General features: G+C 70.1%; 23 protein-coding genes. 17 read left to right on the forward strand and 6 right to left on the reverse strand.

All coding sequences use genetic code 11. The features are described 5' to 3' along the window. From J1M44_RS08055 to J1M44_RS08065, 3 genes are all read left to right on the forward strand, one after another. On the forward strand, positions 1 to 525 hold a 525-nt coding region (locus J1M44_RS08055), incomplete at its 5' end, for a class F sortase (protein WP_206480838.1). A 122-nt stretch (positions 526 to 647) separates the two neighbouring features. Continuing rightward, complete coding sequence (locus J1M44_RS08060; RefSeq protein ID WP_144824140.1) at positions 648 to 1,718, forward strand: DUF305 domain-containing protein; 1,071 nt, start codon at positions 648 to 650, stop codon at positions 1,716 to 1,718. Positions 1,719 to 1,922: 204 nt separating this feature from the next. Then, positions 1,923 to 2,825 carry a hypothetical protein gene (locus J1M44_RS08065; RefSeq protein ID WP_241252879.1) on the forward strand — a complete coding sequence of 301 codons (903 nt, stop codon included), beginning with the start codon at positions 1,923 to 1,925 and terminating at the stop codon, positions 2,823 to 2,825. Positions 2,826 to 2,834: 9 nt separating this feature from the next. Here the strand turns inward: J1M44_RS08065 and J1M44_RS08070 are convergent, their stop codons facing one another. Then, complete coding sequence (locus J1M44_RS08070; RefSeq protein WP_144824138.1) at positions 2,835 to 3,140, reverse strand: GNAT family N-acetyltransferase; 306 nt, start codon at positions 3,138 to 3,140, stop codon at positions 2,835 to 2,837. Between the two features lie 411 nt (positions 3,141 to 3,551). Between J1M44_RS08070 and nrdH the strand changes: the two genes are divergently transcribed. The 9 genes from nrdH (at position 3,552) to J1M44_RS08115 (ending at position 12,569) form a co-directional block, all read left to right on the forward strand. Then, the gene (gene nrdH, locus J1M44_RS08075) at positions 3,552 to 3,797 is read left to right on the forward strand and encodes a glutaredoxin-like protein NrdH (protein ID WP_036313172.1); all 246 of its coding nucleotides are present in this window, start codon (positions 3,552 to 3,554) and stop codon (positions 3,795 to 3,797) included. 11 nt (positions 3,798 to 3,808) lie between these two features. After that, positions 3,809 to 4,276, forward strand: coding sequence for a class Ib ribonucleoside-diphosphate reductase assembly flavoprotein NrdI (nrdI, locus tag J1M44_RS08080; RefSeq protein ID WP_010078803.1), 468 nt, complete (start codon positions 3,809 to 3,811; stop codon positions 4,274 to 4,276). Positions 4,277 to 4,323: 47 nt separating this feature from the next. Further along, positions 4,324 to 6,450, forward strand: coding sequence for a class 1b ribonucleoside-diphosphate reductase subunit alpha (gene nrdE / locus J1M44_RS08085; RefSeq protein ID WP_390895748.1), 2,127 nt, complete (start codon positions 4,324 to 4,326; stop codon positions 6,448 to 6,450). A gap of 246 nt (positions 6,451 to 6,696) precedes the next feature. Further along, positions 6,697 to 7,680, forward strand: a complete 984-nt coding sequence (gene nrdF / locus J1M44_RS08090) for a class 1b ribonucleoside-diphosphate reductase subunit beta (protein WP_241252880.1) — start codon at positions 6,697 to 6,699, stop codon at positions 7,678 to 7,680. Positions 7,681 to 8,187: 507 nt separating this feature from the next. Further along, complete coding sequence (locus tag J1M44_RS08095; RefSeq protein ID WP_080556403.1) at positions 8,188 to 9,093, forward strand: MetQ/NlpA family ABC transporter substrate-binding protein; 906 nt, start codon at positions 8,188 to 8,190, stop codon at positions 9,091 to 9,093. Positions 9,094 to 9,096: 3 nt separating this feature from the next. After that, a complete protein-coding gene (locus J1M44_RS08100) occupies positions 9,097 to 10,191 on the forward strand; it encodes a methionine ABC transporter ATP-binding protein (RefSeq protein ID WP_206480839.1) in 1,095 nt (364 codons plus the stop codon). Next, a complete protein-coding gene (locus tag J1M44_RS08105) occupies positions 10,188 to 10,865 on the forward strand; it encodes a methionine ABC transporter permease (RefSeq protein WP_126859779.1) in 678 nt (225 codons plus the stop codon). The genes J1M44_RS08100 and J1M44_RS08105 overlap by 4 nt, the downstream gene beginning before the upstream one ends. Positions 10,866 to 10,950: 85 nt before the next feature. After that, the gene (locus J1M44_RS08110; protein WP_144824134.1) at positions 10,951 to 11,817 is read left to right on the forward strand and encodes a thioesterase family protein; all 867 of its coding nucleotides are present in this window, start codon (positions 10,951 to 10,953) and stop codon (positions 11,815 to 11,817) included. Continuing rightward, positions 11,814 to 12,569: a lipoyl protein ligase domain-containing protein gene (locus tag J1M44_RS08115; protein WP_144824132.1), complete on the forward strand. Its 756-nt coding sequence runs from the start codon at positions 11,814 to 11,816 to the stop codon at positions 12,567 to 12,569. Before J1M44_RS08110 ends, J1M44_RS08115 begins: the two co-directional genes overlap by 4 nt. Here the strand turns inward: J1M44_RS08115 and J1M44_RS08120 are convergent. The 3 genes from J1M44_RS08120 to J1M44_RS08130 are packed head-to-tail and all read right to left on the reverse strand — an operon-like array spanning position 12,559 to position 14,962. After that, on the reverse strand, positions 12,559 to 13,179 hold the full coding sequence (locus J1M44_RS08120) for a uridine kinase family protein (RefSeq protein ID WP_098471640.1): 621 nt from the start codon (positions 13,177 to 13,179) through the stop codon (positions 12,559 to 12,561). The genes J1M44_RS08115 and J1M44_RS08120 overlap by 11 nt on opposite strands. A gap of 32 nt (positions 13,180 to 13,211) precedes the next feature. Further along, positions 13,212 to 13,868 (reverse strand): MBL fold metallo-hydrolase, encoded by a 657-nt coding sequence (locus J1M44_RS08125; protein ID WP_036313191.1) that lies wholly within the window; start codon positions 13,866 to 13,868, stop codon positions 13,212 to 13,214. Further along, positions 13,868 to 14,962, reverse strand: coding sequence for an S-(hydroxymethyl)mycothiol dehydrogenase (locus J1M44_RS08130; RefSeq protein ID WP_144824130.1), 1,095 nt, complete (start codon positions 14,960 to 14,962; stop codon positions 13,868 to 13,870). The genes J1M44_RS08125 and J1M44_RS08130 overlap by 1 nt, the downstream gene beginning before the upstream one ends. Positions 14,963 to 15,166: 204 nt before the next feature. Here J1M44_RS08130 and J1M44_RS08135 point away from each other — a divergent pair, with 204 nt between their 5' ends. The 3 genes from J1M44_RS08135 (at position 15,167) to J1M44_RS11740 (ending at position 17,200) form a co-directional block, all read left to right on the forward strand. Beyond that, on the forward strand, positions 15,167 to 15,415 hold the full coding sequence (locus J1M44_RS08135; protein WP_144824129.1) for a hypothetical protein: 249 nt from the start codon (positions 15,167 to 15,169) through the stop codon (positions 15,413 to 15,415). Between the two features lies 1 nt (position 15,416). Beyond that, a complete protein-coding gene (locus J1M44_RS08140) occupies positions 15,417 to 16,274 on the forward strand; it encodes an SOS response-associated peptidase (protein WP_126859775.1) in 858 nt (285 codons plus the stop codon). A 92-nt stretch (positions 16,275 to 16,366) separates the two neighbouring features. Then, positions 16,367 to 17,200, forward strand: a complete 834-nt coding sequence (locus tag J1M44_RS11740) for a hypothetical protein (protein ID WP_241252883.1) — start codon at positions 16,367 to 16,369, stop codon at positions 17,198 to 17,200. Here J1M44_RS11740 and J1M44_RS08150 read toward each other — a convergent pair. Beyond that, positions 17,153 to 17,623: a PKD domain-containing protein gene (locus J1M44_RS08150; protein ID WP_004167595.1), complete on the reverse strand. Its 471-nt coding sequence runs from the start codon at positions 17,621 to 17,623 to the stop codon at positions 17,153 to 17,155. The genes J1M44_RS11740 and J1M44_RS08150 overlap by 48 nt on opposite strands. Positions 17,624 to 18,087: 464 nt before the next feature. Further along, positions 18,088 to 18,531, reverse strand: a complete 444-nt coding sequence (locus J1M44_RS12025) for a DUF6318 family protein (RefSeq protein WP_238693541.1) — start codon at positions 18,529 to 18,531, stop codon at positions 18,088 to 18,090. Between the two features lie 721 nt (positions 18,532 to 19,252). Between J1M44_RS12025 and J1M44_RS08160 the strand changes: the two genes are divergently transcribed. Both J1M44_RS08160 and J1M44_RS08165 read left to right on the forward strand, forming a co-directional pair. Beyond that, positions 19,253 to 19,579: a DUF6504 family protein gene (locus J1M44_RS08160; RefSeq protein ID WP_036338972.1), complete on the forward strand. Its 327-nt coding sequence runs from the start codon at positions 19,253 to 19,255 to the stop codon at positions 19,577 to 19,579. Beyond that, positions 19,576 to 20,137 (forward strand): PHP domain-containing protein (locus J1M44_RS08165; RefSeq protein WP_206480840.1); only part of this gene is annotated, 562 nt, incomplete at its 3' end. The genes J1M44_RS08160 and J1M44_RS08165, both read left to right, overlap by 4 nt.

Here is a 20,137-nt window from a genome sequence, read left to right on the forward strand (position 1 = left end):
GCCGCCCACCTCTCCGGCCCCGCCGCCCCGTGGGACGAGATCACGGCGACGCCCGTGCACGTGGACGTCCACCAGGACGGCGAGCAGATCGTCGGAGCGGGGATCGACCTGACGCAGTTGGACGAGGGCGGCGACCTGGACCCGGAGCCGCAGACGGTCGGCTGGTACGGTCCGCCGCAGTGGGGCACCACGCCGGGGGAGCGCTCCCCGTACGCGGGGGTCCTGGCCGGGCACGTCGTCTACTACGGCGTGCGGGACGTGTTCTGGAACCTGGGCGACGTGCGGGCGGGCGCCGTCGTCGTGGTGACGTACGACGACGGCACGCAGGCCGCCTTCGAGGCGGATGCGGACGCGGTCTCGGTGGAGAAGGAGGCGCTCACCCAGGATCCGGCGAACCGCTGGGCATGGGAGCCCGGGGGCGACGATGCGAAGGTCACGCTGATCACGTGCGACCTCGTGCCGGGCACCGGGATGGCCGGGAACGCCTTCAACAACTGGGTGGTGCAGGCCACCCGCGTCGCCTGAGGCCGCGGCGGCCCCGGGGCCGGGAGGTCGGAGGGGTACCCTGGGGAGGCCAGGGCGGCCGACCGCGTCGGACCGCCATTGACCCCGTGACCGGGTGACGACCGCCGAGAGGACCTGCGCCCATGAGCCGAGCCGACATCGCCCCCGCCCGCGTGCGCCCCCGCCGCTGGAGCGTGGCCGTCGGAGGGGTGCTCCTGAGCATCACCCTGGCCACCGGCGGCTGCAGCGTCGCCGAGGAGCCCGGACAGACCGGTGGCACGGAGGCGGGGAACACCTACCTGGAGGGCGTGCTGGCCAGCCCCAGCCAGACGTCCGCCGACCCGCTCGCCGCGGACATCCAGTTCGCGGGTCTGCTGCTGCGCAACCACCGCGACGCGATCCAGCAGTCCGATGAGGTGCTGGGCAAGGACGGCGTGGACCAGGAGATCCGGGCCACCGCCGAACGGATGAAGTCCGAGCACGAGGAGCGAGCGGGCCGGCTCGAGTCGATGCTCGAGGGCTGGGGCGTCCCCTCGGATGACGTGCGCGGTGCGGGTGCCGAGTCGACCCCGTCTGCGCAGCCCGAGTCCACGGAGGACGCGGAGCCGACCGAGATCGTGGGCGACGAGCTGCGTGCCGGACTCCTGTCTGACCGGGAGAAGAACGTGCTGGCCGCCGCCGAGCCGGAGGAGGCGGGACGGATCTACCTGCTCCAGATGCGCCGCCTCTATCAGGGCGCGCTGACGATCTCCGCCACGGAGGCGGAGGACGGCTCGGACGACGCGGCGAAGGAGCTGGCCTCCAGCGTGGTCGAGGGCCATCGCAAGGAGCTGGAGAGCTTGGCCGCGACGCTCGGGGAGATGGGCGTGATCGGGTCGAGCGGGGCGCGCACGGCGGACCCGTCAGGGTTCACCGGCCCCATCAAGATCGAGGGCACCGGCGCGAACGGCGGCTCCGTCCCCTCGGACTTCGTCCCGGAGCCGCTGCAGCGGGTGCGCAACTTCCGCGCCACCCAGAAGCCGGTGCTGCCGTCGTCGGGCTCGTCCAGTTCCTCCAGCGCGTCGGGCTCCGCCAGCGCGTCCGGCCGGGACGCCGAGGACCAGCGGGGGCGGGACGCCGCATCGGCGAGCCCGTCGCCCAGCCCGGCCGACACGGCGCAGCCCACCCCGCGCCCCTCCTCCGGGGCCAGCCCCTCGCCCAGCGCATCCCGCTGACGCGCCGCGTCGGTCGGATGGCCCGATCCGCATCGGGCGACGCCGTGACCGAGTCGATAGCGCTTCGTCACCGGACGGTGATCCGCATCACGTCCGTGCGCCGTAGATTCGTGCCGACGCAGCGAGTGCGGCATCCGGTCGACCTCGGGCGTCCGAGCCGGGGAACCCTTCGGCCCGTCGCAGCGCCGCACCCCTGGAGGAGTCGTGGCCAGCGCGGAGGGTGAGGCCGGTGCCTCCTTCGGCACCGAGTTCGAGGTGGACGAGTCCGACGTCCGCCTGACGGTTGCTCCGGTGCTGGAGGGGGATGCCCGCGGCGCCGAGACCGAGGTCCCATTCACGTACGACGACGAGTTGGAGCGCGGTGACTTCGACGTCGCCGCGGCCCGGCGGAGCCTGGGCGAGTCGGGGACCGGTCCCGTCGTCTACACCCTCTCTGTCCTGGGCGGCGAGGTGGCCGCCCTCACCTACGGCCCGGACGCCGACCTCACCGACGCTGACCCGGGCGAGCCGCTGCGCGCCGACCAGCGTCATGAGCTCGGCTTCCACATGCTCCCCACCGCCTGGGACACCACCCTGCTCGCGGCGCCGGGGGAGCGACACGCGTTCATCTCCTCGTACACGGGCGATGCGGTGGCGCCGCTGACGCTCGTCGCGGGCCCGGCCGAGGGCAGGGTCGTCGAGGTGACGGAGGAGGAGACCGGCGGGCCGCGCGGCTACGTGTACCAGGCGCCCGAGGGCTTCACCGGATCCGACACCGTCACCCTGCGGGCCGCGAGGGACGGTGTGACGACGACGCGGACGGTGACCGTGCGGTTCGGCGATCCCCGCGTGGACCTCTATGACTGGGAGAACGGGCGGATCCCGGGGTTCGTGACCTTTCCCGTGGCCGGCCTGTTCGACGACGCTCCGGCTCCGGGCCAGCCGGCCGATCCCGACACCCCCACTTCGCCGGCGAAGCCCGAGACCCCCGCGGAGCCGGCCGAGGGCGAGCACACGGTGCCGGACGCGGTCGAGACCGGGCGTGGTCCGGCGGCGTGGCCCGTCGCCGTCGCGGTGCTGGCCGCAGGCGTCCTGGCCGTGGTGCGCCGGCACCGCGTCGCGGCCTGACCGCTCCGGTCAGCGGGGCGCGAGCAGCGCGCTCTTCTCCGGGTGCTCGTCGAACCACTGGGCGACGTACCAGCACATCGGCACGATGCGGCGGCCCCCTGCGGGGCCGCCGTTCGTCTCGATGTCCTCGACTGCGCCGGCGGTCAGCGTGGCGGCATGGCCCCGGCCGCGGTGCACGGGGATGGTGAACGCCCGGTTCAGGGAGACGGCCGCGCCGTTGTCCCGGAAGTCGAGGACGGCGAGCAGGGTGCCGCCGTCGTGGAGCTCGTACCGGGACTCGGCGTCATTGCGGGTGACGGTGGGGGAGGTGCTCATGCCGGGGCAACCCGCGGTGGTCACGGGGTATTCCGACGCCGGACGGTGGCGGGCTTCTACATGTAGTGGTCCGCGGGGGTCGGACACGCCGCCCGCGGACGTGGCGAACTCGACTTTCCGGCTGTGGGAACCCGGCCCCGAGATCTCCACCGGCTGTGGACAGTCGACCTCGGTCCCGGCGTGTCCCGCATGTCCGCGCGGATCGTCTCGCACAGCAGGGTGTGGACAGGATGGGCAGAGGGTGGGGATACGTAACTACAGTGGTGTGACTACTACATGTAGGGATGGTTCCCGGCCGAGATCACTAGATGTAGTATCGACGCAGATGTTCGGCACGCCCCGTGATTCACCTCGCGGACGCCGCGCCGGCACCCGTAGACCACCAGAGACCACGAAGGAATAGGGATCGCCATGACCGTCACCGTGTACACCAAGCCGGCCTGCGTGCAGTGCAACGCCACCTACCGTGCACTGGACAAGAAGGGCATCGCCTACGAGGTCGTGGACATGTCCCAGGACCCCGCCGCCCTCGAGCGCGTCCGTGCCCTCGGCTTCATGCAGGCCCCCGTCGTCGTCACCGAGACCGACTCCTGGTCCGGCTTCCGCCCGGACAAGATCGCCGAGCTCGCCGAGTCCGCCGCGGCATCGGTGGCCTGACCGGAGTCGACATGACCGTCGCCGCGGACCCGGGCCACATCCGCTCGGCCGAGGCGCAGGGGCTCGTCCCCACCGACGCGGGACTGATCTACTTCTCCTCCGCCTCCAACTACACGCACCGCTTCGTCGAGAAGCTGGAGCTGCCCGAGGACCGGGTGGCTCGACTGCCGTTGATCACCCGGGAGCCCACCCTCGGGGCCACCGCCCCGTACGTCCTGATGACCCCCACCTATGGCGGGGGCAGCGGGCCGGGCGCGGTCCCGAAGCAGGTGATCAAGTTCCTCAACGTCCCAGAGAACCGTCACTGGATTCGGGGCGTGATCGCGTCCGGGAACACCAACTTCCATGAGGGCTACTGCCTGGCCGGCTACATCATCTCCCGCAAGTGCCAGGTCCCCCTCATGTACAAATTCGAGCTGATGGGCACGCCCGACGACGTCGAACGCGTCCGCGGCGGCCTGGAAGGACTGTGGACATGACCATCACCGCACCCACCGAGGCGGACCTCATCCGCCAGGCGAAGAACATGCCCGCCGAGTGGCAGAACCTCGGCTATCACGAGCTCAACGCCATGCTGAACCTCTACGGCGCGGACGGTCGCATCCAGTTCGAGGCCGACCACGCGGCCGCTCGCCAGTACTTCCTGCAGCATGTCAACACCAACACGGTGTTCTTCCACGACCTGGAGGAGAAGCTCGACTACCTGCAGAAGAACGACTACTACGAGACCGAGACGTTCGAGCAGTACCCGTTCGAGTTCATCCGAGGCCTGTTCGACCGTGCCTACAAGGCCAAGTTCCGCTTCCCGACCTTCCTCGGCGCGTTCAAGTTCTACACCTCGTACGCCCTGAAGACCTTCGACGGCAAGCGCTACCTCGAGCGCTACGAGGACCGCGTCGCCGTCGTCGCCCTCCACCTGGCCCGGGGCGACCAGGAGCTGGCCACCCATCTGGTGGACGAGATGATCGCCGGCCGCTTCCAGCCGGCCACCCCCACGTTCCTCAACTCGGGCAAGAAGCAGCGCGGCGAGCTCGTCTCCTGCTTCCTGCTGCGCATCGAGGACAACATGGAGTCGATCGCCCGCGGCATCAACTCCGCCCTGCAGCTGTCCAAGCGCGGCGGCGGGGTGGCCCTCTCGCTGACCAACATCCGCGAGCACGGCGCGCCCATCAAGCAGATCGAGAACCAGTCCTCCGGCGTCATCCCCGTGATGAAGCTCCTCGAGGACTCCTTCTCCTATGCCAACCAGCTCGGCGCGCGCCAGGGCGCCGGCGCGGTGTACCTCAACGCGCACCACCCGGACATCCACCGCTTCCTCGACACCAAGCGCGAGAACGCGGACGAGAAGATCCGCATCAAGACCCTCTCCCTCGGCGTCGTGATCCCGGACATCACGTTCCAGCTGGCGAAGAAGAACGAGGACATGTACCTGTTCTCGCCGTACGACGTCGAGCGCGTCTACGGGGTGCCGTTCTCCGAGATCTCCGTGACCGAGAAGTACTACGAGATGGTCGACGACGCGCGGATCAAGAAGACCAAGATCAGCGCGCGTGAGTTCTTCCAGACCATCGCCGAGATCCAGTTCGAGTCCGGCTACCCGTACGTCGTGTTCGAGGACACCGTGAACGCCGCGAACCCGATCAAGGGCCGCATCACCATGTCCAACCTGTGCTCCGAGATCCTGCAGGTCTCCGAGGCCTCCGAGTACAACGAGGACCTGAGCTACGCCCACGTGGGCCAGGACATCTCGTGCAACCTCGGCTCGATGAACATCGCCAAGACCATGGACTCGCCGGACTTCGGCCGGTCCGTGGAGACCGCGATCCGTGCGCTGACGGCCGTGTCGGTCATGTCCGACATCCAGTCGGTGCCGTCCATCGCCAAGGGCAACGCGGCCTCCCACGCCATCGGCCTGGGGCAGATGAACCTCCACGGCTACCTGGCGCGCGAGCACGTCCACTACGGCTCGGAGGAGGGCATCGACTTCACGAACATGTACTTCTACGCGGTGCTGTTCCACGCGCTGCGGGCCTCGAACCGGATCGCCATCGAGACCGGCCAGCGGTTCGGCGGGTTCGAGGACTCGAAGTACGCCTCGGGGGAGTTCTTCGACAAGTACACCGACCAGGAGTGGGTGCCCGCCACCGAGCGCGTCGCCGAGCTGTTCGCCGAGGCCGGCATCGCCCTGCCCACGCAGGACGACTGGCGTGAGCTGAAGGCCTCCGTCATGGAGCACGGCATCTTCAACCGCAACCTGCAGGCCGTCCCGCCGACGGGCTCGATCTCCTACATCAACAACTCGACCTCCTCGATCCACCCGGTGGCCTCGAAGATCGAGATCCGCAAGGAGGGCAAGCTCGGCCGCGTGTACTACCCGGCGCCGTACCTCACCAACGAGAACCTCGAGTACTACGAGGACGCGTACGAGATCGGCTACGAGAAGATCATCGACACGTACGCCGCGGCGACACAGCACGTGGACCAGGGCCTGTCCCTGACGCTGTTCTTCAAGGACACGGCCACCACCCGTGACCTGAACCGCGCACAGATCTACGCGTGGAGGAAGGGCATCAAGACGATCTACTACATCCGCCTGCGCCAGCTCGCGCTGGAGGGCACCGAGGTCGAGGGCTGCGTGAGCTGCATGCTCTGACAGCCGGCCCTTCGAGGCGGGAAATCCGGCGTATTCCGCGCTTCCGAGCGCGGGTGCGCTCGATTTCCCGCCTCGAAGTGGAGCCGGCGCACCCGGACGGGGAGGGCCGACGAGGTCGTGAGCCCGGACCCGTCCGAGTGGCTGCCGCTGCCCCTGCGGGCCTAGACTGTCCCGGACCCGCGCCCCGCTGACCGTGCTCTCGCGAGCCCCCGGAATCCGCGGATTCCCAACGAATTCTTCTGAAGGATGTGCCCTGCCGTGACCGAGACCCAGCAGTCCCACCTCGTCGAGGCGGTCAACTGGAACCGCATTCAGGACGAGAAGGACGTGGAGGTGTGGAACCGCCTCGTCAACAACTTCTGGCTGCCGGAGAAGGTGCCGCTGTCCAACGACGTCCAGTCCTGGTCCCACCTCACGGATGAGGAGCGGCTGCTCTCCATGCGCGTGTTCACGGGCCTGACGCTGCTGGACACGATCCAGGGCACCGTGGGCGCCGTCTCCCTCATCCCGGACGCCATGACCCCGCACGAGGAGGCCGTCCTCACGAACATCGCGTTCATGGAGTCGGTGCACGCGAAGTCGTACTCCTCGATCTTCTCCACCCTGGCCTCCACCCCGGAGATCGACGAGGCGTTCCGCTGGTCCCGTGAGAACCGGAACCTGCAGGCCAAGGCCCGCCTGATCGTGGAGCGCTATGACGGCCAGGACCCGTACAAGAAGAAGATCGCCTCCACCCTGCTCGAGTCCTTCCTCTTCTACTCGGGCTTCTACTGGCCCATGTACCTGTCCGCGCACGCCCGCCTCACCAACACCGCCGACCTGATCCGCCTGATCATCCGCGACGAGGCCGTGCACGGGTACTACATCGGCTACAAGTACCAGCGGAGCATCGAGACCCTGCCGGAGGAGAAGCGGGAGGAGCTCAAGGCGTTCACCTTCGAGCTGCTGTTCGAGCTGTATGAGAACGAGGTCGAGTACACCCACGACCTCTACGACGCCGTCGGCCTGGCCGAGGACGTGAAGAAGTTCCTGCACTACAACGCGAACAAGGCGCTGATGAACCTGGGCTACGAGCCCATGTTCCCGGCCGAGACCACGAACGTGAACCCCGCCATCCTCTCCGCGCTCTCCCCGAACTCGGACGAGAACCACGACTTCTTCTCCGGCTCCGGCTCCTCCTACGTGATCGGCAAGGCCGAGAACACCGAGGACGAGGACTGGGACTTCTGATCCCGCTCGCCTGAGCCCCGTCCCGACGACGGCCGGTCGCCTCCCCACGGAGGCGACCGGCCGTCGTCGTCTCGCGAGATGCACCACACTCCGGTGCCCGGTCCCCGCAGTATGACGCTGCGCGTCACCATCACGCCGGCTGGAGCGCACACGCTGCGATAGGCTTGGGCCCAGCTTCAGGAGAAGCGGCTGTGGATCCCGCCTCGGCGGGTCCACGTGGTCCCACGACGAGCCGCTCGCCAACCCCATGTTCACGGGTGGCAACGGACCGAGAAGCGGCCCGCCTCCGCTGCGTGCAGACCCCTCGAGGGGAGCCCGCGGTGACTGGGGGACGGGCAAGAGCAGCGTTCGAAAGGATCCCGGCCTCCGGCTCGGGGCGTCTCCCGCGGGGTAGGCCGTGCTGTGCCCCGCGGGGAACCACCCACCGCACGGCCTACCCCGCACCGTTCCGCACCCGCCGTGCCCACCCGCGTCGGCGACGTCGCACCGTCCTCCAAGGAGAACCCCATGACGACCCCCTCGAACATCTCCCGCCGCTCCTTCGCCGGCCTGTCCCTGGCCGCCGTCGGCGCGCTCGCCCTGACCGCCTGCAACTCGCAGGCCGAGAAGAAGGGCGACGACGGCGCCCAGACCGTGCGCATCGGCGTCGTGTCCGAGAACGAGACGCACCGCGCCCTGGTGAAGCTCGCCAAGGAGAAGCACGGCATCGACGTCGAGATCCGCAACTTCACCGAGTACACGCAGCCGAACCCGGCGCTGGACAACGGCGACATCGACATGAACTGGTTCCAGCACATCGCCTACCTGGCCGACTACAACCAGGCCTCCGGCAAGGACCTGACGCTGATCGGGACCACCGAGATCATCCCGCTGCCCCTGTACTCCAAGAAGTACAAGGACGTCTCCGAGTTCAAGAAGGGCGACACCGTCGCCATCCCGAACGACACCGTGAACCAGGCCCGCGCCATCAACGTGCTCGTCGCCGCCGGCCTGCTGAAGCTGTCCAACGAGACCATCCGCCCGGAGCCCAAGGACATCGACGAGGCCGCCTCCACCGTGAAGGTCCAGACCGTGGCCGCCCAGCAGACCGTGAACGCGCTCGAGTCCGTCCAGGGCTCGGTCATCAACAACACGTTCTCGGCCGACGCCGGCATCGACACGAACACCGCCCTGTTCAAGGACGACCCCAAGGCCGACTCCGCCAAGCCGTTCGTCAACGGCTTCGCCGTGCGTCGCGAGGACCGCGACAACGAGACCTACAAGAAGATCGCGGCCCTGTACCACGAGCAGGCCGTGCTGGACGAGTCCGCGAAGCTCTCCTCCGGCACCAGCGTGCCGGTGCAGCTCGACGCCGCCCAGATCGACGAGACCCTGAAGCAGTACCAGGACGCGATCGCGAAGCAGGGCGCCTGATCCATGGCAGGTTCCCATACGTCCGACCGTGACGCGGTCACCCCGGGGCGCCCCTCTGAGGGCGCCCCGGGGGAGCCGGTCATCGTCTTCGACCACGTCAGCCGCGTCTTCGGGGGCAAGAAGGGTGCCGGGGTGAAGGCCGTGGACGACGTCTCGCTCACCGTGAACCGCGGCGAGGTCTTCGGCGTCATCGGCTTCTCCGGCGCCGGCAAGTCCACCCTGATCCGCATGATCAACGGGCTGGAGAAGCCGACCTCGGGCACCGTCACGGTGCTGGGCCAGCAGGTGTCCCACCTCTCCGAGGCCAAGCTGCGTCCGCTGCGCACCCGCATCGGCATGGTGTTCCAGCAGTTCAACCTGCTGACCTCTCGCACGGTGGCCGGGAACATCGAGTTCGCCCTGGACACGGCCGGCTGGCCGCGCTCCACGCGCCGCGCTCGCGTGGCGGAGCTGCTCGAGTTCGTCGGCCTGGCGGACAAGGCCAAGCACTACCCGGAGCAGCTCTCGGGCGGCCAGAAGCAGCGCGTCGGCATCGCCCGCGCCCTGGCCGCCGAGCCGGAGATCCTGCTCGCGGACGAGGCCACCAGCGCCCTGGATCCCTCGACGACGCACGAGGTGCTCTCTGTGCTGCGCCGCGTCAACGAGGAGCTCGGGGTCACGATCGTGGCCATCACCCACGAGATGGAGGTCATCCGCTCGATCGCCGACCGTGTCGCCGTGATGGACACCGGCCGTGTGGTGGAGACCGGCAAGGTCTACGACCTCTTCTCCCGGCCCGCCCACTCCGCCGACGCCGCGTCCTTCGTGGCCACGGCGCTCAAGGACCGGCCGAATGCCGACGAGGTGGCCCGCATCCGGGCGCGCACCGAGGGTCGGCTGATCATGGTCTCGCTCAAGGACTCCGCCGCGGTCTCGGCCGTGCTCGGCACCGCATCGACGCGCGGCGTGGGCTTCGAGATCGTCCACGGCGGCATGTCCGCCACCAAAGACTCCGCGTACGGCCTGCTCACCGTGGCGCTCACGGGCGAGGCCGCCGCGGTGGACGCGTTCGTCGCGGAGCTGGCCGGCGCCGGGGACGTGCAGGAGGTGCACCAGTGATCGAACGATTCCAGAACCTCGACTGGGGGTACTACGGCCCCGAGCTGCTGACCGCCGTGGGGGACACCCTCTACATGGTCGGCTGGGCCTTCGTCCTCGGCGGCATCCTCGGCCTGCTGATCGGGCTCGTCCTCTACACCACGCGCCCGGGCGGCATCTTCGCCAACCGTGCCGTCTACCTGGTCACGAACTTCGTCGTGAACCTGATCCGGCCCATCCCGTTCGTCATCCTCATCGCCGCCCTGCAGCCGCTGACCATCGCGGTGCTCGGCAGCGGCATCGGCAACACCGCCGTGGTGTTCTGCATGATCTGGGCGTCCACGTTCGGGATCGCCCGCATCGTGGAGCAGAACCTCGTCTCCCTCGACCCCGGCGTGATCGAGGCCGCCCGCGCGATGGGCGCCTCCCGCATGCGGATCGTGCGCACCGTGGTGCTGCCCGAGGCCCTCGGCCCGCTGATCCTCGGCTTCACGTTCGTGATCATCTCGCTCGTGGACATGTCCGCGATGGCGGGCATCATCGGCGGCGGCGGCGTCGGCAACTTCGCCATCGTGGAGGGCTACAACCGGTTCCGCCCGGAGGTCACCTGGCTGGCCGTGATCGTGGTGATCGTGTTCGTCCAGGCGCTGCAGCTGATCGGCAACGGCATCGCCCGCAAGGTCATGCGCCGCTGAACCCCGGCTGGGCCCACGCCGTGACGGCCGGTGACATCCCCGCGGGGACGTCACCGGCCGTCGTCGTTCTGGCAGACTTCGGCCCATGACCGACATCACCTCCACCCCCGCGACCTCCGTCGCCGACGATCCCCTGGCCTTCTACGTCCGCCTCGGCGAGCCCACCGTGGACGCCGACGGCGTCCGCACCTCCCGTGTGCGCTCCACCGTGCACGCCCAGGGCGCATGGCGGCAGGAGGAGATGCACATGGCCGCCGTCTCGGGCCTGCTGCTGCACGAGGTGGCCGCGCACGAGACCACCCCCGGGCTGCGGGTGGGACGGCTCTCCTACGACATCCTGGGCACGCTCTGGTCGGGCGAGCTCGAGGTGGTCACGCGCACCCTGCGTCCGGGCCGCACCATCGAGCTCGTGGAGTCCGTGCTCCACGCCCGGGGCCGCACCGTGCTGACCCTGCGCGCCTGGCTGCTGTCCACCTCGGACACCTCCGCCGTCGCCCAGCTGCCGGACGAGCCCCTCCCGCCGCGCTCGCAGGCGCAGGCGCACAACGCGCTCCACGGATGGGGAGGCGGGTACATCGCCTCCCTCGACGGCGTCGTCCTGCCCGGCCACGGGCCGGGCCACGGCCGGGTGTGGCTCACCACGGACCGCGAGATGGTGGCGGGGGAGAGCACGAGCGACCTGGTGCGCCTGATCAGCCTCACCGATGCGGCCAACGGGATCGCCCCGGCCCTGCCGGCGAAGCCAGGCGGGTGGTTCTTCCCCAACGTGGACCTGCAGATCCACCTGTACCGCGAGCCCACCGGCCACTGGCTCGGCCTCGCGGGGCAGGTCACGGTGGGCCCGGACGGCGTGGGCCTGACCAGCACCGTCCTCCACGACGACGACGGCCCCTTCGCCCACGTCGAGCAGACCCTCACCCTGCGCTCCTGGCCGGTCGAGGGCGGCCTGTGAGCGCAGCTCCCCGGCTGCGCTGGGCCGTGCAGGAGCGGACCCTCGGGGCTGTCGAAGACCTCGACTGGGCCATGGACGAGCTGGCCGTCTTCCGCGCCGCCGCGGCCGAGGGAAGGGCCCTCGACGACCTGATCCGCGTCTACGTGCCCGAACCGACGGTCGCGTTCGGCCAGCGCGACGTGCGGCTGCCCGGCTTCGAGGCCGCGGCCGCGGCGGCCCGCGCCCACGGCTTCGAGCCGGTGGTGCGCCGGGCCGGCGGGCGGGCGGCGGCCTACCATCACGGCTGCCTGGTGGTGGACCACCTGAGCCAGCAGGAGGATGCGGCGCTTACGCAGCAGGCCCGGTTCGCCGAGTTCGCCGACCTGTTCGTGCGGGCGTTCGCCCGCATGGACGTGCCCGCCTCCGTGGGCGAGATCCCGGGGGAGTACTGCCCGGGCGAGTTCTCCGTGCAGGGGCCTGCGCCGACATACCCGGTGAAGCTGGCCGGCTCCGCGCAGCGCGTGGTGAAGGGGGCGTTCCTGTTCTCCACCCACGTGGTGGTGTCCGACCCCGCCCCGCTGCGGGCCGTGCTCGTCGACGTCTACCGGGAGCTCGGCCTGGAGATGGACCCGCGCACGGCGGGCGCGGCCGAGGACGTGCGCCCCGGGGTGAGCGTGCCCGCGTTCGCCGCGGCCCTGCGGGAGGAGTACACGGCGTGGGCCGGCGCCGCCGGGCTCGAGGTCGTGGACGAGCAGCTCGCCGTCAGGCCGTGAGGTCGGCGATGATCTCCCGCTTGCGCCGCGGGGTGAAGCCGACCGCCACGGCCGCCGCCCGGCGCGCCGCGTCCGTCCGATACAGGGACCATCCCCGCTGCACGAGGAACGGCACCGGCTTGCGACGCTCGGCGACATCGCGCACGAACCGGCGGGCCGCCGTCGTGGTCCGCGCCTGGTCGATGTACCAGGCCGCGTAGTGGACCCCGGCCCGGTCCAGGGCGGCGGGCATGCGCTCGGCGAAGATGCCCTCCGCCACGATCACCCCGCCCGGCTCGAGCGCGACGGTGCTGTGCCCCCGGACGGAGGACGTGGAGATGTCGTAGTCGGGCACGCGCGTGGCGCCCTCCTCGAGCAGCTCCACGACGGCGTCCACGGCCGCCTGCTCATCCCACGTTCCGGGGTGGTCCCAGTCGATCTCACCGTACGGGGTGCGCGGGAACACGGGGCCGGGCCCACCCGCGGCGCCGTCGTCGGACTGCGGACGGTAGAACGCATCGAGCGAGAGGTGGGGCCGACCGTGCCGCCGGGCCAGGTAGGACTTGCCGGAGCCCGACGCGCCGCCGAGCAGGATCACGGAGGGAGGGGGCGAGGCGGGGAGGATGGTCACGGGGGACCATTCTTCCCCACCTCGGCGCGTCCTCAGTGGCCGCGGTCGATCCACTCCTGCAGGTGCGGCTTCTCCGTGCCGATCGTGGTGGAGTCGCCGTGGCCGGTGTGGACCACGGTGGCCTCCGGCAGCGGGAGCAGGCGCTCGCGGATGGACTCGATGATCGTGTCGAAGTCCGAGTACGAGCGGCCGGTGGCGCCGGGCCCGCCCTGGAACAGGGTGTCGCCGGAGAACACGACGCCGGTCGGGGCGCCGTCGTCGCCGGCCTCGCCCAGGGCGGGTGCGTACAGGCAGACCGAGCCGGGGGAGTGACCGGGGGTGTGCAGCACCCGCAGCTCGACGCCGGCCACGCGCAGGACGTCGCCCTCGGCGAGCGCGCCGTCGGGCTCCTCGTCGGGGAAGACGTCGTCCCAGAGCATGCGGTCCGCGGGGTGGAGCAGCACGGGGGCGTCCACCATCTGGCGGAACTCCTGGACCTGGCGGATGTGGTCATCGTGGCCGTGGGTGAGGACGATGGCCAGCACCTGGCGGCCGTTCACCTTCTTCCAGACGGCCGAGGCGTCGTGGGCCGGGTCGATGACGACGCACTGCTCCGCGCCGCCGACGATCCACACGTTGTTGTCCACGTCGAACGTCTCCCCGTCCAGGGAGAACGTGCCGGAGGTGACCAGGTGATCGATGCGCGCCATCAGAGCACCACCACCGAGCGCAGGACGTCGCCGGACTTCATCGTCTCGAAGGCCTCGTTCACCTCATCGAGGGCGATGGTCTCCGTGACGAACTCGTCCAGCGGCAGGCGGCCCAGGCGGTACTGGTCCACGAGCATCGGGAAGTCGCGCTCCGGCAGGCAGTCGCCGTACCACGAGGACTTCAGCGCGCCGCCGCGGCCGAACACCTCCGGCAGGGGCAGCTTCAGCTCCATGCCGGGGGTGGGCACGCCCACCAGGACGACGCGGCCGGCCAGGTCCCGGGCGTAGAACGCCTGCTCGTAGGTCTCCGGGCGGCCGACCGCCTCGATGACCACGTCGGCGCCGAAGCCGCCGGTCACCGCGCGGATGGCCTCCACGGGGTCCTCATCCTTCGAGTTCACGGTGTGGGTGGCGCCGAGCTCCTTCGCCTTGGCGAGCTTCTTGGCGTCGATGTCCACCGCGATGATCGTGGTGGCGCCGGCGAGCTTCGCCCCGGCGATCGCGGCCACGCCGACGCCGCCGCAGCCGATCACGGCCACGGACTCGCCGCGCTTGACCTCGCCGGTGTTGATGGCCGCGCCGATGCCGGCCATGATCCCGCAGCCGAGCAGGCCGACCGCGGCCTGTTCCTCGGGCGTGTCGACGCCGTCGACCTGGGTGCACTGCTTGGCGTGGACGAGCGTCTTGTCCGCGAACGCCCCGATGCCCAGGGCCGGGGACAGCTCCGTGCCGTCCTCCAGGGTCATCTTCTGGGTCGCGTTGTGGGTGTTGAAGCAGTACTTCGGCTCGCCCTTGCGGCACGCGCGGCACTCGCCGCACACGGCGCGCCAGTTGAGGATCACGGTGTCGCCGACCTGGACGTGGTCGACGCCCTCGCCGATCGCGGAGACCACACCCGTGGCCTCGTGGCCGAGCAGGTACGGGTACTCGTCACCGATCCCGCCCTGCTGGTAGTGCAGATCCGTGTGGCAGACGCCGCAGGTCTTGATGTCGACGACGGCCTCGCCGGGTCCCGGATCGGGGATGACGATGGTCTCGATGGTGACGGGGGCGTCCTTCGCCATGGCGACGACGCCGCGGACCTTCTGGGACACGCTGTTCCTCCTGGTGGTGGGGATCTGCCCGAGGCCGCGCATGCGTGGGGCGGCGCGGCGTGCGGGCTCGTTCTGCCCATCCCATCACAGGACCCTGTGCGACGCATCGGTGAGCAGCCGGGGTCCTGATGTGTGGCGTCACCGCGGCGGCCAGGGGAGACTGCAACCTGACCCGCAACACCGATGCGAACGGAGGGGCGAACCGTGGCACGAGATGGCATAGACGAGGACGAGGCGAACGCGGCTCCGGCCGGTGCCCGGAACGGCACCGGGGCGCTCGCTCAGTGGCGCATCCCGCTGGTGGGGCTGCTGATCGGCGTCGGCCTGGGCGTGGTGTTCGGACTGGGCACCGAGAGGCCCTGGGGCAGCGTGACCGGCTGGGCGTCGATGGGCTTCGCCCTCGGCATCGCGTGGATGTATGTCGAGCGCGGCCGGGACGGGAGGGACCGCTGACATGTGCGGCCGCTACGTGATGGCCCGCGCTACGAGCGATCTGGTGGCCCTGGGTGACGCCGAGACGAATGAGGATCTGGTGCTGCGCCAGAGCTGGAACGTGGCGCCGACAGCCGAGGTGCCGATCCTCGTGGCGCACGTGGACGACGTCGGCGCAGGAGGCTCCCGTGGGGGCGACGGCGGTGCCGGTGCCGGGGTGACCCGGCGGATCCACGTGGCCCGATGGGGCCTGGTGCCGCCGTGGGCGAAGGAGCTGTCCGTGGGGTCCCGTGCGTTCAACGCACGCTCCGAGACCGTGGCCTCCAAGCCGACGTTCCGGGCCGCCGTCCGCGCCCGCCGCTGCGCCGTGCCGGTGGAGGGTTACTACGAGTGGAAGACGCCGGAGCCTGGCGCCAAGGGTCCCGACGGGCGGGCCGCGAAGAAGCAGCCCTACTACGTGCACCCGGCCGGGGCCGGGGACGGCGAGGGGCCGGTCATCTGGTTCGCCGGCCTGTACGAGTGGTGGCAGGACCCCGAGGCTCAGGCCGCGGGGGAGGACGCCTGGGTCCTCTCGACGACGATCCTCACCATGGCCGCACCCGACGCGGACGACGACGATCCGGTGCTCGCCGCACTCGGCCAGCTGCACGACCGGATGCCCGTGCCCATGGACGCCGAGACGATGGACCGGTGGCTCACCCCGGACACGCTCGGGTCCGCCGAAGAAGCCGACGCCCTCGTGGGCCAGGTGTGCGCCGGCGCGTACGACGTCGCGGCGGGCTGGTCGCTGCGGCCCGTGGGGAGCGCCGTGGGGAATGTCCGGAACAATGGGCCGGAGCTCACCCAGGAGATGGGAGAGCAGCAGGGCACGCTGCTCTGAGGGACGGGGCGACGAGGATGACCTTCCCGTGACGCGCGGGAACGCGGTGCCGCGGTGAGGCTGGAGACGGTCATCTCCTGTTCACCCTGTCCGTGGACGGCACCCCGGTGGCCGCCGCCCTCTACGACGAGGCCGCCGGCACTCCGGAGGGCGACATAGGCCCCTCTGCCGGGCTCGTCTACGCGTGGGGCGAGCACAGCCTGGCCGACCCCGTGTTCGGGGACTACCCCGAGCGGTTCCTCACGCTGGAGCACGCCGAGCCGGGCGTGCTGCTGCCGTTCCGGTCCGAAGGCCTGGGCGACGACGCGGCGGTCGCGGAACTCTCGTGGGGTCCGCGCTGGGGTGCCCTCTGGCGCGACACCACGTTGGACTTCTTCACCGGGTTTCACTACCTCGCCGACGCGACATACCCGACCGACGACCGCCTCGTCCTCGACTGGTCGCTGGACGGTGTGACCAAGAGTGAGGACGTCATCATCACCCAGGACGCGGAGCGGTCCGACCTCTATGCACGCGTTGAGTCGCTCGCGGACGGGCAGAAGCCCCGGGCCCTGAACATGCCGGCGGGGGAGGACGCCCCGTCTCCCGGCGAGGCGGACCCGGTGCCGCCCGCCGAGCAGGAGCCCGTCGACACTCCGGCCCCCGTGGCCGGGGAGGAGCCGGGTGAGGGAACGGGCGGGGAGGAGACCCACACGACCCCGGACACGGTCGAGACCGGGCGTGACGTTCCGGCGGGCGCGCTCGGAGCGCTCGCGGCCCTCGGCGCGGGACTCGTGCTCCTGACCCGGGGGGCGGGCGCGCCGGGTCTGACGCACCCGCCCGACGAGGGGGCCGCGGGGCGGTGGACGGGAGACCGTCGGCCGCCCCGCGGTCTGTGCTCAGCCGGCCGGAGCGGATTCGATGGGGCCGGTGCAGCCCCAGGCTGAGGAGTCGACGCTGCAGTCATCGGCGACATTGCGGGTGATGGTGCGCCAGATGTTCGCAGTGACGGGGGCTGAGTCGAGACTGATGGTGCCCGGGATGAGCACCCACTCGCCCCCGGCCTCCCGGTATTCGCCGATGTACACGGTGGTGAGGCGGACCGTGTACTGCCCGGTGTCCTCGTACACGTGGCTCGTGGGGGTGGGGACGTTGAACTCCGGCTGGCTCTGGCCTGCGACTGAGGTGGTCTTGGTGGGGGAGCCGTCCCCGTAGTCCCAGTGGAAGCTCACCGGCGTGGCGCGGAGTTCGACCTCGACCCCGTTGAGGGTGGTGACGAGTGTGCGCGTCTCGGCGTCTGCGTAGAAGTTGGTCTCCGCATTGCGGATCCCGCGTCCGCCGTTGTCCGACCGGATCTCAGGCTCCAGCACGAGGAGCGTGCGGACCTCGTCGATGGAGACGGGCGGGGCGCCGTTGCTGGAGGCCTTAGCCGTCCAACATTTGGGGGCGCCATAGACGGGATTAGCATCAGGCTGACGAGTGTCTATGGTCTGCGCCCGGATCCATGAACCCTCGGGGCAGAAGTTGTCCTCCTGCTCTCGGCAGCTCTCGAAATCCGAGTTGCCGAGCTGTCCTGGGATGCACGCACTGACCGTCTTGTGCTCTAGGTGGGATGCCACGGGAGCCGGCGAGTTTGCACCGTCTGTTCCAGGTGAAGAAATCTCCGATGGATCGGTGCAATTTACTTCAGACTTCACGGCGTTGTCGCCTATTCCATAGGAATTTCCCTGGGTGCCGCATTTGACTACGGGTTCTTCGGAGGCGGCGGGCTGTGCGGTAAGGAGCAGGGAGGTAAGAGCGAAACCGCATAGGAAAAGCCTAGGTTTCATGTTGGTCATCCGGCTGGAGACTCGAGCGTCATGCTGTCTACGACCCAATGTCCAAGGTCACTTGCGTAGGAAAGTTCTGCAATCCACGGACTTTCAGGTGAGGCTGACACCTCTCCGCCGGGAAGAACTTTTCCCTGGGAGTCACGGGCAGTCTCAGGGCTCAGATCGATGAGAAGTGTTGCTATATATCCGTCTGTAGATGGCTGGGTCGCCATGGAGGTGATGCTTGGGCCGTCGCCAGACATCCATCCGTCGTTCTCATATAGACCTGTCATTGACTGCTTGTACTGCTCGCAAAATTTGCAAGTCTTGCCTGACACCTCTTGCAGGGGTTGGGGCTCACCCGTCTGCTGCAGGAAATAAGTCGCCTCCCAGAAGTAGCGAATCGCCGCCTCGGCGCCCTCCTTGGTCTCTTCCTTCATGGCGGCGGGCATCTCCGGCTTGGGCACGTTCTGAGCGGGACCGTCGGCAGACGCGGGAACGTATTTGCCGGACCCGCTCTCCGTGGCCGTGGGGGATGAGCTGACGCCTGCGGTCTCACTCGTACTCGCGGGCGCGGACGTCTCGACGGCGGGCTTGGCGGACGAGGGCGACGTCGTCGACGACTCGGCGGGCTCGGACTGCCCGCCGCAGGCGGTCAGTGCGAGCGCCAGGGCCACGCTGAGCGTGCCGGCCTGGGCGAATCGGTGGCGGCGCAGGGCGCGCCCGGGTGCGGTGAGAGACATTTCCCCTCCAACTGGACGTCCGTCGTGTGTCCGCGCCTCCCGCGCTGATCCCGCAGCGCGCTGCCCGTGGCATGCGAGGCCCGGTTGGTTCGGAGTATACGCAGGCGGATTGTGGTCCTGCTCGCATTGTCCACAGGACCGTGCCGGCGCACTTCTTCCAGCCCAAGAGACGATTTTCTCGTGCATGTGCGCCCCAGGGTCGGGTTCAAGGCCCACGGCCAGGACTCGGCCCCTCCTGTCTCGGGGCCGGTTCGTCCTTAACGTGTCCGGCGGCTGCCCTACGTTCGCACCCATCGCATTCGAACACATGTTCGAGTACGATCGGGGGTGCGGCCCCACCTTCCCACTTCTTCCCCGCGTCCGGTCCGCCGGACGGGCCGCGCTCCCATCGCCCGACGGCACCCCGTCGTCGGTCCGGTCAGCAGTGCACAGGGAGAGAAGCAGAATGGGAGTCCTCACACAGTCGGTGGCGGTGGAGTGCGGGGCAGACGGCACCCCGCAGGGGCTGCGCTGGAACGGGCGGGACTACGTCCTCGCAGAGCGCCCCGTGCGCTGGTTCGAGCGGCGCCGCTGGTGGGCGGAGGAGGTCCGCGCGGAGAAGGGCCGCGGCGCCGGTCTCGTGGACCACGAGATGTGGCGGCTGCAGGTCCGCCTGGCCCGGGCCGGCGCCGCGCCCCTGCAGACACTCGACGTCGCCCACCACCTGGACTCCGGCCGGTGGCGGCTCGTGCGCGTCCACGAGCACGCCCAGGACCTGAGGCGGTCGGCATGAGCCGGGCCGCCGCGGCCGGCCGCACCGTCGCACCCTTCGCCCACCTGCACGTCGCCTCCGCGTTCAGCGCCCACTACGGGGTCAGCTGGCCCGAGGACCTCGTGGCCGCCGCCGCGGCCGCGGACATGGACCTGCTGGCCTGCACCGACCGGGACGGGCTCTACGGCATGGCCAAACACGTGGGCGCCTGCCTGCGCCACGGCATCACCCCGATCGTGGGCGTGGACCTGGCCGTCCGGTGGAGTGAGGACGAGGACGCCGGCCGCGTGGTCGTGCTGGCCCGAGGAGGCTGTCACGGCTCCGGCTACCGCTCCCTGTGCGAGCTCGTCTCCGCCGCCCACGCCCGCACCACCGGGGGAGCGGCGGGCGGCAGCCCCTGGGCCAGCGTCGCCGAGCTCGCCGCCGCGGCGGCCGGCCGTGTCCCCACCGCCGCCAACCGGGACAACCCGCCCACCCCCGAGCTGTTCGTCCTCCTCGGCCCGGACTCGGACGTCGGCCGCCACCTGGCCCGCCGCCGGTACGCGGCCGGCCTCGTCGCCCTGCGCCGCTGGAAGGCGG

It is taken from the genome of Micrococcus sp. KRD128 (assembly GCF_017168395.1).
GTDB classification, from domain to species: domain Bacteria; phylum Actinomycetota; class Actinomycetes; order Actinomycetales; family Micrococcaceae; genus Micrococcus; species Micrococcus luteus.

What these genes read in the sequence shown, in the direction of transcription:
- J1M44_RS08060 (WP_144824140.1), top strand. Translation starts at nt 648, where the DNA reads ATGAGCCGAGCCGACATCGCCCCCGCCCGCGTGCGCCCCCGCCGCTGG.
- J1M44_RS08070 (WP_144824138.1), bottom strand. Translation starts at nt 3,140, where the DNA reads ATGAGCACCTCCCCCACCGTCACCCGCAATGACGCCGAGTCCCGGTAC.
- nrdH (WP_036313172.1), top strand. Translation starts at nt 3,552, where the DNA reads ATGACCGTCACCGTGTACACCAAGCCGGCCTGCGTGCAGTGCAACGCC.
- nrdI (WP_010078803.1), top strand. Translation starts at nt 3,809, where the DNA reads ATGACCGTCGCCGCGGACCCGGGCCACATCCGCTCGGCCGAGGCGCAG.
- nrdE (WP_390895748.1), top strand. Translation starts at nt 4,324, where the DNA reads ATGCCCGCCGAGTGGCAGAACCTCGGCTATCACGAGCTCAACGCCATG.
- nrdF (WP_241252880.1), top strand. Translation starts at nt 6,697, where the DNA reads ATGTGCCCTGCCGTGACCGAGACCCAGCAGTCCCACCTCGTCGAGGCG.
- J1M44_RS08095 (WP_080556403.1), top strand. Translation starts at nt 8,188, where the DNA reads ATGACGACCCCCTCGAACATCTCCCGCCGCTCCTTCGCCGGCCTGTCC.
- J1M44_RS08100 (WP_206480839.1), top strand. Translation starts at nt 9,097, where the DNA reads ATGGCAGGTTCCCATACGTCCGACCGTGACGCGGTCACCCCGGGGCGC.
- J1M44_RS08110 (WP_144824134.1), top strand. Translation starts at nt 10,951, where the DNA reads ATGACCGACATCACCTCCACCCCCGCGACCTCCGTCGCCGACGATCCC.
- J1M44_RS08125 (WP_036313191.1), bottom strand. Translation starts at nt 13,868, where the DNA reads ATGGCGCGCATCGATCACCTGGTCACCTCCGGCACGTTCTCCCTGGAC.
- J1M44_RS08140 (WP_126859775.1), top strand. Translation starts at nt 15,417, where the DNA reads ATGTGCGGCCGCTACGTGATGGCCCGCGCTACGAGCGATCTGGTGGCC.
- J1M44_RS08160 (WP_036338972.1), top strand. Translation starts at nt 19,253, where the DNA reads ATGGGAGTCCTCACACAGTCGGTGGCGGTGGAGTGCGGGGCAGACGGC.